The sequence below is a fragment of the Acetobacter sp. DsW_059 genome (assembly GCF_002153695.1).
In the GTDB taxonomy this organism is placed as follows: Bacteria; Pseudomonadota; Alphaproteobacteria; order Acetobacterales; family Acetobacteraceae; genus Acetobacter; species Acetobacter thailandicus.
In genome coordinates, this window is record NZ_JOPI01000009.1 from 1 (window position 1) to 12,567 (window position 12,567).

The following is a 12,567-nucleotide window of genomic DNA, read 5'->3' on the forward strand; positions in this document are numbered from 1 at the left end:
GTCCGCAATCCATATCGCTGCAAGCTTCATCTTCTATCTCAAAGAATGAGTCCTGAGCCTAGTTATATTTTACAGATGCGTAACTGGCAGACATGAGGTGCTGCGACAATGGCAGAGGTTGCAGTTTTGTTTATTTTAACAAAAAAAAGAGGAACTGTTTCCTGAAAGTCACAACTTAGTGAGGGGAGGTTTTAGAAACACTCTTCTGATTACGTGGTAAAAAATATAAGACCATCAGAAGATTAATGGTGTGCAAATAACGTACAAACATAAAAGCTCCACCAGCTGATGGCGGAGCTTTCAGTGTTGTTCAGGCTGCACCCAGGGCGTGGTATTCCCGGCGGAAATAGACCAGAGCCTTACAGTCAGCTTTGATAGTAATGTCTTTAACTTTGCAGAAAAGAACGCTGTGCGTGCCGATTTCTGAAATACTGTCGATAGTGCAGTCAAAGGAAACAACTGAATCCTCAAGCACCGGTGCGCCAGTTTTACCTGTATGCCAGGTTGTGTGAGCAAAACGGGTTTCCTGATCTGCCTTGCTGGCAAACAGGCCCGAGAGTTCCTGGTGCGTGGTGTTGAGCACATTCACGCAAATGACACCATTCTGAACAAATGTCTGATGCGAGCGGCTGTTGCGGTTAATGCACACCAGCAGAGTGGGGGGTGTGTCAGTGACTGAGCATACGGCAGAGACCGTCATGCCGGCTCTGCCAGCTTCGCCGTCAGTGGTGATAATGCTGACGGCTGCGCCAACATGTGACATAGCTTCACGAAAGAGCGCCTGTTCTGTCATGATGATGCCTCCTTGTCTGTAAGGGCTCTGGCAGCCTGTAAGGTGTTTTTAAGCAGGCAGGCGATGGTCATAGGGCCAACGCCACCTGGTACGGGTGTGATGGCTGCAGCATGCCCGGCTACTTCATCAAAGGCAACATCACCGGTAATTTTAGGGCCATCGGGGGTGTCAATGCGGTTAATGCCCACATCAATTACCACGGCACCAGGTTTTACCCAGTCTTTACGCACCAGATGTGCGTGGCCTGCGGCAACAACCAGAATATCGGCCCGCCTTGCCTCTGCTGCGACATCCCGTGTTTTTAGATGTGTCATGACCACGGTGCACCCTTCATTGAGCAGCAGCCGCCCCATGGGGCGCCCCACAATGTTAGAGCACCCGATAATAACGGCATGCAGCCCGGCAAAAGAGGAGATGACCCGCTTAAGAAGGATGAGGCATCCTGCCGGTGTGCACGGAATAAGCCCGTTTGTGCGGCCAACAGCGAGTTTGCCCGCATTAACGGTGTGAAAGCCGTCTACATCTTTATCAGGAGAGATCGTGTCGAGCACGGCATCGCGGTTAATATGTGCGGGCAGGGGCAGCTGCACCAGAATACCGTGCACTTCAGGGTCAGCATTCAGTTGCCTGATGAGGGTCAGAAGCTCTTCCTCGTTTGTCTCAGCAGGCAGGGTGTGGCTGAAAGACTTCATGCCGGCAGCTTCTGTTTTGCGCACTTTGCTGCGCACATAAATGGCGCTTGCAGGGTCGCTTCCGACAAGAACCACAGCAAGACCGGGAATAACCCCCTGGCTCCGCAGAGCCAGGGTCTCGGCTGCAACCTGCTGCGTCAGCGCAGCGGCTTCGGCTTTACCATCAATGATGGTCGGGGCCAGGGGAGTGATCATGTTCATCAGTCGTTAAAAACGATGGTTTTTTTACCGTTAATGAGCGAACGCCGCTCAATATGTGAACGCACTGCACGGGCCAGCACACGCCGCTCAATATCACGCCCTTTACGAATAAGGTCGTCTGGCGTGTCAGCATGAGAGATACGCTCAACATCCTGCTCAATAATCGGGCCTTCATCGAGGTCACTGGTAACGTAGTGGGCCGTGGCTCCGATCAGCTTCACGCCGCGCTCAAATGCCTGGTGGTAGGGGCGTGCGCCCTTAAAGCCAGGCAGGAAAGAGTGGTGAATGTTAATGCATTTACCCGACAGCTTTGCAGAAAACTCGTTGGAGAGAATTTGCATATAGCGTGCCAGAATAGCCAGCTCAGCGCCGCTTTTCTCGAAAATATCCCAGATGCGTGCTTCCTGCTCCGCCTTGGTGTCTTTTGTGATCGGCAGATGATGGAAAGGCACACCATAAAACTCGATATCTTTATAGGTCTCGAGCGGATGGTTTGAGATAATGCCAACCGGCTCAATGGCCAGCTCCCCGATGCGCCAGCGATACAGCAGGTCAACCAGGCAGTGGTCGAATTTAGAGACGAGGATAAGCACCTTCTGGGGCTTGTCCATATTTGTCAGGGTCCATTCCATTTTGAATGTTTCTGACAAAGGTGCCATTTCGGCTTCAATGCTGTTCTGAATTGTCTCTGACTTTGGAATGTCAAAGACAATACGCATGAAGAACTGCCCGCCTTCAGTATAGTCGAACTGCTGGGCTTCGGTGATATTGCCGCCTATATCAAACAGCTTTTTGCTGATGGCAGCAACAATACCAGGCCGGTTAGGGCAGCTGAGAGTGAGGATGAAGGTGAAGTTGGTATGGGAAAAGCGAATCATGGACACACTCGTTCCGAAGTCGGGATGCCACCGTTCATAGCGGCAAAAATGTCATGGTGAAGGCTCTGTGCCAGGCTGCGAAAAACGGTAAAGTCGTATGCAGTCGCGTCTGTATGACGGGTCAGAATGACCGGCACATGCCCGGCGAGGGTCAGGGCAGTTTGTCCTGGTACGAAAACTGAAGGGTGCAGATCGAGTGCGACCAGTTTGGCCACAATGCTCTCTGCCCCTTTACCTGAGAGGGTCAGGGTAACGCGGCTGTCGCTCTGGTTTGTCAGGGCGGCAAGTGACTGACAGGCCGTGCTGAGCGTGGCCAGCAGGTCTGTCCCCTCAGGGGCGCTGCACAGCCACTGGTTATGGGCTGCGCGGGTAAATAACAGGCCATCAGGGCCGGCAACAGTTATAAAGTCTTCAGGCAGAGTAACCTTAAAGGCTTTTTTCAGGGCGGCGTTCAGCTCACCCAGGCGGCCGGCAAACGGGCCGATGCTGACCGTCACCCGCTGTGGCGCGAGGGAGAGCATCATCCCGTTGACCCTGTAAGCCTCCTGAGGCAGAGCCGAAGTAGCAAGAAGACGATCAGGCATGGAGACGCTTCCCTTCGGGGTCAACAAAAACAGGAGAGACAATTTCCGCTTCTGTGACAGTGCCACTCAGCGGGTTGTGCACGGCAATAATCTCACCATGGCGCGAAGGCCCTTCAGACAGGAAGCCCAGAGCGATCCAGCTGTTGCAGGTGGGCGACCATGCGGAGGAGGAGATCCACCCCTGGTCGTATTCTGCACTGGCAGGGCTGCCTTTTGGCAGCAGGTGCGAGCCTGCTACCAGTGCGTCTGTTGCGACAACAGGGCGCAGGCCAACCAGTGTGGGGCGTCGTGGGTCTGTCAGTGCAGGGCGGGCCGCCATGGCTTTGCCAATAAACTCTTTTTTGGATGAGAGCATACGCCCCATACCAAGGTCATGAGCTGTGGTCTGGCCATTGAGTTCAGGCCCGGCAGGGTGGCCTTTTTCAATACGCATCACACCCAGGGCCTCTGTGCCATAGGGGGCAATGCCATAAGGGGCACCCACTTCCATCAGCCTGCGGGCCAGCGCATCGCCAAAGCGTGCGGGCACTGCCAGCTCATAGGCCAGCTCACCGGAGAAAGAGAGCCTGAACAGCCTGGCCTGCTGCCCGCCGCAGATGGTTATTTCTGCTGCGGCCATATAGCCAAACGCTTCGTTGGAGATGTCAAACGCGGGGTCGACCAGCTGGCGGATAACCTCGCGTGAGTTCGGGCCGGCTATAGCAATCTGTGCCCATTCGTCTGTCACTGAGATAAACTGCACATCCAGCTCAGGCCAGAGCACCTGATGGCAGAACTCAAGGTGCTGCATAGCAGGGCCGGCATTGGCGGTGGTTGTGGTCATGACATAATGGGTGGGGCTGAGGCGTGCAGTTGTGCCGTCATCAAAGGCAAAACCATCTTCCCTGAGCATCAGGCCATAGCGGGCCCGGCCAACGGCCAGTTTCTGCCAGGCATTAACATAAAGCTTCTCAAGGAAGCTGGCTGCATCAGGCCCCTGAATGTCAATTTTACCTAAAGTCGTAACATCACAAAACCCGACGGCATTACGCACAGTGTTGACTTCACGGTTTACCGTTTCAAGCCAGTGCGTTTCCCCCGCGCGTGGATACCACTGCGCACGCTGCCACAGCCCGTTAGAGGTAAAGACAGCATTCTGCTCCGTTGCCCACTGGTGGGTGGGGGGCAGGCGGGTGGGTTTAAAGTGCTTTTCACGGTTGGGGCCGGCAATAGCCCCCAGGGTGACGGGCTGTGCCGGCGGCCTGATGAGGGTTGTGCCGGTTTCAGGAATAGTCCGGTCAGTAAACTCAGCCAGCATTGCCAGGGCGTTTACATTCGAGGTTTTACCCTGATCGGTTGCCATACCCAGTGTGGTGTAACGTTTCAGGTGCTCAACAGAGCGGAACCCTTCCTGCGCGGCCTGTTTAACGTCTTTAGCGGTCACATCATTCTGAAAATCGATGAATGCTTTACCAGCTTTTTGCGGCACGGTCTGATCAATACCTGACCAGGTGGGGTGAATGGCATAGGTCTCATCCACTCCGGCAGAGGGCAGTTCAGTTGTACCCGCACTGTCAAACCCACAGGCAGCAGCAGCCTTGCGGCCAGCTTCGGCCCCTTCATGCAGGGTGTCACGCGTGGTGAGTGTGCCGGCTACCATACCTGCAATATGCAGGTCGTGTGCTTTAATGGAGGGCACAAAAGCAGCGATCTGCTCATTATAGACAGGGCGTGTGCCATGATGCGTTGTCAGCGCCAGGTCGGGGTTCCACCCGCCGGAGACAGCAATCAGGTCACAGGCAAAGCGCTGGTCTTTGCCGGCTTTGTTACCAATAACGGCAGCCGCAACACCAAGGCGACCCAGCGTGTTGCTGATGCGCCCGCCAGGGAAGAGGAAAGCCCCTGTTTGCTGTGCCAGGCTTTGTGCGAGAGGTGAGGGCACAGGGCGGGCATCAACAATAGCCACAATGTCAGCACCGGCCTGGTAAAGGTCGGTAACGGTGCGCAGGCCGTCATCATTGTTGGTATAGATTACAGCTTTGCGGCCGGGTGCTACACCATAGCGGTTAATATAGGTGCGGACAGAACCGGCAAGCATCACGCCGGGGCGGTCATTGTTGGGGAACACGACAGGGCGTTCAATAGCCCCGGTGGCCACAACACACTGTTTTGCCACAATGCGCCAGTAGCGCTGGCGGGGCTGGTTTTCTTCTGGCTGAGGCAGGTGGTCTGCAACGCGTTCGATCACACCGAATGTGCCGCCGTCATAGCGGCCAAACACACAGCTGCGGGTCATAAGGCGCACGTTGGGCATAGCGCGCAGACGCGCAGTCACCTCTTCGCCCCACTGCCATGCGGGTTTGTTATCAAGTGTAATATTTTCTGCGCGCAGGCGGCCGCCGGTCAGATAATCCTGCTCGCACAGAATAACCCGTGCACCGGTTTCAGCAGCGCTCAGAGCTGCGGCAAGACCGGCCGGGCCGCTGCCCACAACCAGCACATCGCAAAAAGCATTAGCCTGTTCATAGTGGTCGGGGTCTGCTTCTTTGGCAGCACGGCCAAGACCAGCCGCATTGCGGATCATGGGCTCGTAGACTTTTTCCCAGAAGCAGGCCGGCCACATAAAGGTTTTATAGTAAAACCCTGCGGTGAAAACAGGTGAGAGCAGGCCGTTTACCCCCAGCGCATCAAACGCCAGGCTGGGCCAGCGGTTCTGGCTGGCAGCTGAAAGACCATGAAAAACTTCAGTCACCGTAGCGCGGCTGTTGGGCTCGCGGCGTGCGCCGGTACGCAGTTCCATCAGAGCATTTGGCTCTTCCGGCCCGGCAGAGAGAATGCCACGCGGGCGGTGATATTTAAATGACCGGCCTGTCAGCCTGACATTATTTGCCAGCAGGGCTGAGGCCAGGGTGTCTCCTTCATAAGCCGTATAGGCGCGGCCATCAAACGTGAAGGTGAGCGCTTTGCTCGTATCGACCCCGTTCGCGCGTGTGCGCTTTGGCGGGGAAAGCTTTGAGGGAGTGTTCATGATCCGGACTTCTCTTCTGACAGAGCCTCGGTGGCCAGCCTCGTGCTGTGAATCTCATGCGTGATGGTGTTACGCTCAGCCACAATCCAGGAGCGGCAGCCATTACCATGATACCAGAGCTCTTTGTGCAGGCCGGCGGGGTTGTCGCGCAGGTACACATAGTCAACCCAGGCGTCATGAGGGGCGTCGGGTGCAGGGCGGCGCACGGTGGCATCACCTCGGTAGGTGAATTCTTCCAGACCGCGTGAGCCGCAATGAGGGCAGGTGATACGCATGGCGAGAACCTCAGTGCAGGTTGGGCTGTGCGCCCATACCTTTTTCGTCAATAACCGCGCCACGACCAAAACGGTCGAGACGGAAGGCGGTGGCGACCTCATGCGGTTCATCACGCGCGAGGAGGTGTGCAAAGCACAGCCCTGATGCCGGGGTGGCCTTAAAGCCACCATAGCACCAGCCGGCATTAAGATAGAGCTGTTCGACAGGCGTTTTGTCGATGATGGGGCTGCCATCCATCGACATATCCATCAGTCCGCCCCAGTGGCGCAGCAGGCGCACACGCCCGATGCGGGGCATAAGGGCCATGCCGCCGGAGATAACATCCTCAACCACAGGCAGGTTGCCGCGCTGAGCGTAGGAGTTATAGCCGTCAATATCACCACCAAACACCAGGCCACCTTTGTCAGACTGACTGACATAAAAATGACCGGCACCAAAGGTGACCACACAGTCGATAAAGGGCTTCAGTCCCTCACTGACAAACGCCTGGAGAACGTGGCTTTCGATCGGCAGGCGCAGCCCGGCCATAGCAGCCACGCGTGAGGAGTTACCTGCACAGGCGAGGCCAACCTTACCTGCACCAATAAACCCGCGTGAGGTCTCAACCCCGGTTGTGCGCCCGTTTTCGATGCGGATACCGGTCACTTCGCAGTTTTCAATAATGTCTACACCGAGCTGGTCAGCAGCACGGGCATAGCCCCAGGCGACGGCATCATGCCGCACCGTGCCGCCGCGCTGTTGCAGCAGGCCACCCTGAATGGGAAAGCGTGCATTATCAAAATTGAGAAAAGGCAGTTTCTCTCTGACAGCCGCCGCGTCGAGTATGTCTGCATCAACTCCGTGCAGGCGCATGGAGTTGCCGCGCCGGATATAGGCATTACGCTGCGCATCATTATGGAAGAGGTTGAGGATACCGCGCTGGCTGACCATCGCGTTATAATTGATATCCTGCTCGAGCCCTTCCCACAGCTTCATGGCGCATTCATAGAAAGGCACATTGCCTGGCAGCAGATAGTTCGAGCGCACAATAGTTGTATTGCGCCCTACATTGCCGCCGCCAATCCAGCCTTTCTCCACCACGGCGATACGGCGCATGCCGTAGCGTTTTGCAAGGTAGTAGGCTGTCGCCAGACCATGCCCGCCACCGCCCACGATGACGACATCGTAGGAGGATTGAGGAGATGCTTTGCGCCAGGCCGGTTTCCAGCCTGTATTACCGCGAAGGGTTTCACGCAAAAGAGAAAAAAGTGAGTAATGCTTACTGGACATTTTGACTCTTCATCCGGTTAATGAGGTCAGCATAAGGTGGCCATAGCTGGCGATAGTATAAATATTACTTATGGTGTGAGTATGGCAATCAAACCTCTTCCCTTCGATGTTAATGCGCTTCGGGCGTTTCTTGCTGTTTGTGAAAATGGCAGTATGGCTGCGGCAGGTCGCCATCTTGGTATCACGCAGCCGGCCGTGTCACAAACCATTGCTGACCTTGAGGCCGGCATAGGCTCTGTCCTGTTTGACCGCGCTGTGCGACCACTGGCGCTGACCGCGGCCGGCACAGTGTTACGACAGTTTGCTGAAAATCTTATTTCTGACATGGCACAGATTTCAGGCCGCCTGCGTGAAATGCAGCGCGGGCGTGTGTCGCATCTGCGTATTGGTATTGTCGATTCTCTCTCGCGCGCTGTGATGCAGGAGACGGCGTCTTTTATGCACGGGCGGGTTGAGCATCTTGTGGTGCTGGCCGGGCTGACCGAATCTCATGCAACAGCACTGCTGACGCGTAAAATCGATTTTATCCTGGGTGTTGATGACCTTGAGGATGTCGCAGGGCTTGAGCGCTGGCCCCTGTTTGAGGAGCCTTATTTTCTGGTCTGCCCTGACACAGTTAAAGCGCCAAAAAACCGCGATGAACTTGAAAAAACACTGACATCACTGCCGTTTATTCGTTTTACCCTGCGGTCGCGCTCAGGTGCTGAGATTGAACGGTTTTTGCGGCGTGTGCGTATTGAACTGCCCGCCGGGCAGGAGTTCGATCTGCCACAGGGTGTGCTGGCCGGGTGTCGCAATGGCGGGGTGGCAATTTCGACACCGCTTTGCCTGAGCGAGGCAGGCTACGAGCCTGGTATGGGGCTGGCAGTGCACCCGCTGCCTCTGGGGGCCTTTCGCCGGCGGTTAACGCTTGTGGCGCGTCGTCGTGAATTTGGCCGCCTGCCGCTCGATTTTGCCGAGACTCTGCGTGCTGTGCTGAAAGAGGAGTGCCTGCCCCTGTTAAGGCAGCGTTTTGCCGCGTTTGCTGATGAGATGACTGTACTGACCTGAGAAAATGGCGGAATCTGCTGTTTTATGCAGCATTTTTTATACAATATGGAGTAAGTGTTTTGGCCGGACCGCGCACAGTATTTGCTGCCGAGCAGGATGCAGCATCTGAAGACCTGCAAACAGGGTCTACCGCAGCCCCGATACGGGAGCTGACGCTTGAGGAATCGCTGGGTGCGCAGATCAGGCTGATGCGCCGCAAGCTCGAGCTGACAGGGGCAGACCTGGCCAGTGCTGCGGGCATTTCTCTTGGTATGTTGTCAAAAATTGAAAACGGGCAGATTTCACCCTCTCTGGCAACGCTTCAGGCTGTGTGCCGTGCGCTGAATGTGCAGCTGAGTCAGCTTTTTGCAACGTTTGAGGAGCAGCGTGACTGCTCTTTTGTCAAAGCAGGCCGGGGTGTGGTGATAGAGCGGCGCGGCACAAAAGCCGGGCACGAATATGAGCTGTTAGGTCATTTGCTGGGCGGGCCAAACGTGGTTGAGCCTTATATGATTACCCTGCACGAAGAGGCAAAGCCGTATAGCAGTTTCCGTCATAACGGAGTCGAACTGATTTACATGCTGAGCGGGCGAGTCATCTACCGTCACGGAGATGAACGATATGACATGTCAGCCGGTGATACACTTCTTTTTGATAGTCAGGCACCACATGGACCTGAAGAATTATTAGAAAAACCAATGCGTTACCTGTCTATTATCATTTATCCCCGCGACACAGAAAACGAGTGAGAGGCGGCATATACCGACCTCAGAAGACTTTCCTAAGAAGAAAGTAATATTCTTTTCCGTTGACTTATGGAGAGGATGGTGAGCTTTATAAGGTCATCATTTCCTTTCGTCGCGGAGAAGTACGATGTGCGGCATTGTTGGATTATTTCTTAAAAATCCCAGGCTTCAGCCTCAGCTCGGCGCTCTGACAGCGCAGATGCTTAAAACCATGACAGAACGTGGCCCCGACAGCGCAGGTTTTGCTGTTTATGGTGGTGCACAGCATGGTCAGTCTAAAATTACGGTACGCGGCCTTGAAGAAAGCCAGCGTAAGGATTTTGAGGCTGGTGTTCTTGCAGTTTCACAAAAAGCAACTTTTGTTTTTCGTGACGACCACGCCATTATCACCTGCTCTGACGAGGCTGAGCCAGCTGTGCGCGCCTTTGTTGAAGGTTTTGGCCACGGTGTTGTGTTTGTCTCCAGCGGTGACAGCATTGAGCTGTATAAAGGCGTTGGTCTGCCTGAAGATGTGGCAGCACGCTTCGGTCTTTCAGAAATGACCGGCACTCATGCTATTGGTCACACACGTATGGCAACTGAATCAGCTGTTACAACGGCTGGTGCGCATCCGTTCTCAACCGGCCCTGACCAGTGTCTGGTGCATAATGGCTCACTGTCAAACCACAACACCCTGCGTCGTCAGCTGGTGCGTGATGGCCTGAGCTTTGAAACCGAAAACGACTCAGAAGTTGCAGCCGGTTATCTTTCATGGCGTCTGTCAAAAGGTGAACGCCTTGACGAAGCACTGACAGCTTCTCTTTCTGACCTCGATGGTTTTTACACTTTTGTGGTTGGCACACGTGATGGTTTTGCTGTGCTGCGCGACCCGGTCGCCTGTAAGCCTGCTGTTATGGCTGAGACAGAAGATTACGTTGCTTTTGCCTCTGAATATCGTGCTTTTGCCGGTCTGCCAGGTATTGAAAAAGCAACCGTTTTTGAGCCTGAACCACAGCGCGTTTACCACTGGGAGCATGCAGCATGAGCGCGACCCTGGAAAAACAGGTTATTGACCTGCACACCTCTACCGTTCGTGTCCTGAACTCAACCCTTCAGTCAGAAGATGCAACAGGCGCATGGACTATCCTTCACCCTGAAGGACGCCATTCCCTGGCAGTTGGTCTGACCGCACCGCTTGATGTCACGATTGACGGGCAGGCTGGTTATTATGCAGCCGGTATGAACCAGCGTGCTAATGTTGTCATTAAAGGTAATGCCGGCCCGGGTGTTGCTGAAAACATGATGAGCGGTTCAGTGCATGTTGAAGGCAACGCCAGTATGGCTGCCGGTGCAACGGCACAGGGCGGACTGCTGGTGATCGACGGGGATGCCGGTGCACGTTGCGGTATTTCTATGAAAGGTGTCAGCATCGTTGTTCGCGGTTCTGTCGGGCATATGAGCGGCTTTATGGCGCAGTCTGGCAATCTCGTTGTGTGTGGCGATGCGGGCGAAGCCCTGGGTGACAGCCTGTATGAAGCCCGTCTGTTTGTGCGTGGCACAGTGAAAAGCCTTGGTGCAGACTGCGAAGAAAAGAAAATGACAGATGAAGATCTGGCTATTCTGAAAGACCTGCTGAAAGAAGCCGGCATTACAGACTATCCGGCTGAGAGCTTCCGTCGTTATGGCTCAGCCCGCCGTCTGTATAACTTCAATGTCGATAACGCTTCAGCCTACTGAGGTTATAATGTCACAGAATAAAAACTCTCCTCCGCGCACAGCACCACGCTTTTCAGCAACGTTTGACGTTAACACCATTTCTGAAATCCAGCGCGCTGCTGCCACGGGTATTTATGATATTCGTGGTGCAGGCACAAAGCGTAAGCTGCCTCATTTTGATGATCTGCTGTTTCTGGGTGCGTCTGTTTCACGTTATCCGCTTGAAGGCTACCGTGAGCGCTGTGACACAGATGTTGTGCTTGGCACGCGTTTTGCCAAAAAGCCAATTCGCCTGAAAACACCTGTCACTATTGCGGGTATGTCTTTCGGCGCATTGTCCGCTCAGGCAAAAGAAGCTCTGGGCCGTGGTGCAAGTGCTGTTGGCACATCAACCACCACAGGTGACGGCGGTATGACACCTGAAGAGCGTGGTCATTCCTCAACACTGGTTTATCAGTATCTGCCATCACGTTATGGTATGAACCCTGATGATCTGCGTCGTGCTGATGCGATTGAGGTTGTTGTGGGGCAGGGGGCAAAACCAGGCGGCGGCGGTATGCTGCTGGGGCAGAAAATTTCTCCGCGCGTTGCAAAAATGCGTAACCTGCCAGAAGGTATTGACCAGCGCTCAGCCTGCCGTCACCCTGACTGGACCGGCCCTGATGATCTTGAAATCAAGATCGAAGAGCTGCGTGAAATCACCAACTGGGAAAAGCCGATTTACGTTAAGGTTGGTGCAAGCCGCCCTTATTATGACGTATCTCTGGCTGTTAAAGCCGGTGCAGACGTGATTGTGCTTGACGGTATGCAGGGCGGCACGGCTGCCACGCAGGAAGTCTTTATTGAGCATGTCGGCCTGCCCATTCTCTCTGCTATCCGTTCAGCCGTTCAGGCATTGCAGGACCTCGGCCTGCACCGTCAGGTTCAGCTGATTGTCTCAGGTGGTATCCGCAGCGGTGCTGACATGGCCAAAGCACTGGCCCTGGGGGCTGATGCTGTTGCTATTGGCACGGCAGCTCTTATTGCTCTTGGCGATCAGAGCCCCGATCTTGCTGCTGAATATGCAAAACTGGGCACAGTGCCCGGCGCTTATGACGACTGGCAGGAAGGCCGTGACCCGGCTGGCATCACCACGCAGGACCCGGAGCTTGCCGCACGTCTTGACCCCATTCTGGGCGGGCGTCGTATTGCGAACTATCTGTCAGTGATGACAATGGAAGCACAGGCCATTGCTCGTGCCTGTGGCAAAAGCCACCTTCATAACCTTGAGCCGGAAGACCTCGTCTCTCTGACGATGGAAGCCGCCGCTATGACCAAAATCCCACTGGCAGGCACCGACTGGTACCCTGGCAAAGGCGGTTTTTGATTTAAAGCGTATCCCTGGCGCTGATGCGCGT

Annotated in this window: 12 protein-coding genes; 5 read left to right on the top strand and 7 right to left on the bottom strand. The window is 54.9% G+C overall.

Annotated features, from left to right (window positions below; translation table 11 throughout):
* Positions 1–310: 310 nt before the first annotated feature.
* Genes HK25_RS01870 through HK25_RS01900 form a run of 7 tightly spaced genes read right to left on the bottom strand, consistent with a single transcriptional unit; the run spans position 311 to position 7,700 of the window.
* Positions 311–799, bottom strand: a complete 489-nt coding sequence (locus tag HK25_RS01870; protein ID WP_198943202.1) for a flavin reductase — start codon at positions 797–799, stop codon at positions 311–313.
* A complete protein-coding gene (locus tag HK25_RS01875) occupies positions 790–1,686 on the bottom strand; it encodes a bifunctional 5,10-methylenetetrahydrofolate dehydrogenase/5,10-methenyltetrahydrofolate cyclohydrolase (protein ID WP_233127593.1) in 897 nt (298 codons plus the stop codon). Before HK25_RS01875 ends, HK25_RS01870 begins: the two co-directional genes overlap by 10 nt.
* Complete coding sequence (gene purU, locus HK25_RS01880) at positions 1,686–2,564, bottom strand: formyltetrahydrofolate deformylase (RefSeq protein ID WP_086553465.1); 879 nt, start codon at positions 2,562–2,564, stop codon at positions 1,686–1,688. Before purU ends, HK25_RS01875 begins: the two co-directional genes overlap by 1 nt.
* Positions 2,561–3,148 carry a sarcosine oxidase subunit gamma gene (locus HK25_RS01885; RefSeq protein ID WP_086553464.1) on the bottom strand — a complete coding sequence of 196 codons (588 nt, stop codon included), beginning with the start codon at positions 3,146–3,148 and terminating at the stop codon, positions 2,561–2,563. Before HK25_RS01885 ends, purU begins: the two co-directional genes overlap by 4 nt.
* A complete protein-coding gene (locus HK25_RS01890; protein ID WP_086635125.1) occupies positions 3,141–6,155 on the bottom strand; it encodes a sarcosine oxidase subunit alpha family protein in 3,015 nt (1,004 codons plus the stop codon). The genes HK25_RS01885 and HK25_RS01890 overlap by 8 nt, the downstream gene beginning before the upstream one ends.
* A complete protein-coding gene (locus HK25_RS01895; protein ID WP_086553462.1) occupies positions 6,152–6,430 on the bottom strand; it encodes a sarcosine oxidase subunit delta in 279 nt (92 codons plus the stop codon). The genes HK25_RS01890 and HK25_RS01895 overlap by 4 nt, the downstream gene beginning before the upstream one ends.
* 10 nt (positions 6,431–6,440) lie before the next feature.
* Entirely contained in the window at positions 6,441–7,700 is a 1,260-nt protein-coding gene (locus HK25_RS01900) for a sarcosine oxidase subunit beta family protein (protein WP_086553461.1), read from the bottom strand.
* Positions 7,701–7,781: 81 nt separating this feature from the next.
* Here HK25_RS01900 and HK25_RS01905 point away from each other — a divergent pair, with 81 nt between their 5' ends.
* The 5 genes from HK25_RS01905 (at position 7,782) to HK25_RS01925 (ending at position 12,536) form a co-directional block, all read left to right on the top strand.
* Complete coding sequence (locus tag HK25_RS01905; protein ID WP_086553493.1) at positions 7,782–8,750, top strand: LysR family transcriptional regulator; 969 nt, start codon at positions 7,782–7,784, stop codon at positions 8,748–8,750.
* Positions 8,751–8,809: 59 nt separating this feature from the next.
* The gene (locus tag HK25_RS01910) at positions 8,810–9,478 is read left to right on the top strand and encodes an XRE family transcriptional regulator (RefSeq protein WP_086635126.1); all 669 of its coding nucleotides are present in this window, start codon (positions 8,810–8,812) and stop codon (positions 9,476–9,478) included.
* Positions 9,479–9,602: 124 nt separating this feature from the next.
* Positions 9,603–10,499 (top strand): glutamine amidotransferase family protein, encoded by an 897-nt coding sequence (locus HK25_RS01915; RefSeq protein ID WP_086635127.1) that lies wholly within the window; start codon positions 9,603–9,605, stop codon positions 10,497–10,499.
* Positions 10,496–11,191 carry a protein glxC gene (locus tag HK25_RS01920; RefSeq protein WP_086635128.1) on the top strand — a complete coding sequence of 232 codons (696 nt, stop codon included), beginning with the start codon at positions 10,496–10,498 and terminating at the stop codon, positions 11,189–11,191. The genes HK25_RS01915 and HK25_RS01920 overlap by 4 nt, the downstream gene beginning before the upstream one ends.
* Positions 11,192–11,198: 7 nt before the next feature.
* Positions 11,199–12,536, top strand: a complete 1,338-nt coding sequence (locus HK25_RS01925) for an FMN-binding glutamate synthase family protein (protein WP_086553457.1) — start codon at positions 11,199–11,201, stop codon at positions 12,534–12,536.
* Positions 12,537–12,567 lie beyond the last annotated feature (31 nt).

What these genes read in the sequence shown, in the direction of transcription:
- HK25_RS01875 (WP_233127593.1), bottom strand. Translation starts at nt 1,686, where the DNA reads ATGAACATGATCACTCCCCTGGCCCCGACCATCATTGATGGTAAAGCC.
- HK25_RS01920 (WP_086635128.1), top strand. Translation starts at nt 10,496, where the DNA reads ATGAGCGCGACCCTGGAAAAACAGGTTATTGACCTGCACACCTCTACC.
- HK25_RS01900 (WP_086553461.1), bottom strand. Translation starts at nt 7,700, where the DNA reads ATGTCCAGTAAGCATTACTCACTTTTTTCTCTTTTGCGTGAAACCCTT.
- HK25_RS01895 (WP_086553462.1), bottom strand. Translation starts at nt 6,430, where the DNA reads ATGCGTATCACCTGCCCTCATTGCGGCTCACGCGGTCTGGAAGAATTC.
- purU (WP_086553465.1), bottom strand. Translation starts at nt 2,564, where the DNA reads ATGATTCGCTTTTCCCATACCAACTTCACCTTCATCCTCACTCTCAGC.
- HK25_RS01915 (WP_086635127.1), top strand. Translation starts at nt 9,603, where the DNA reads ATGTGCGGCATTGTTGGATTATTTCTTAAAAATCCCAGGCTTCAGCCT.
- HK25_RS01885 (WP_086553464.1), bottom strand. Translation starts at nt 3,148, where the DNA reads ATGCCTGATCGTCTTCTTGCTACTTCGGCTCTGCCTCAGGAGGCTTAC.
- HK25_RS01890 (WP_086635125.1), bottom strand. Translation starts at nt 6,155, where the DNA reads ATGAACACTCCCTCAAAGCTTTCCCCGCCAAAGCGCACACGCGCGAAC.
- HK25_RS01925 (WP_086553457.1), top strand. Translation starts at nt 11,199, where the DNA reads ATGTCACAGAATAAAAACTCTCCTCCGCGCACAGCACCACGCTTTTCA.
- HK25_RS01905 (WP_086553493.1), top strand. Translation starts at nt 7,782, where the DNA reads ATGGCAATCAAACCTCTTCCCTTCGATGTTAATGCGCTTCGGGCGTTT.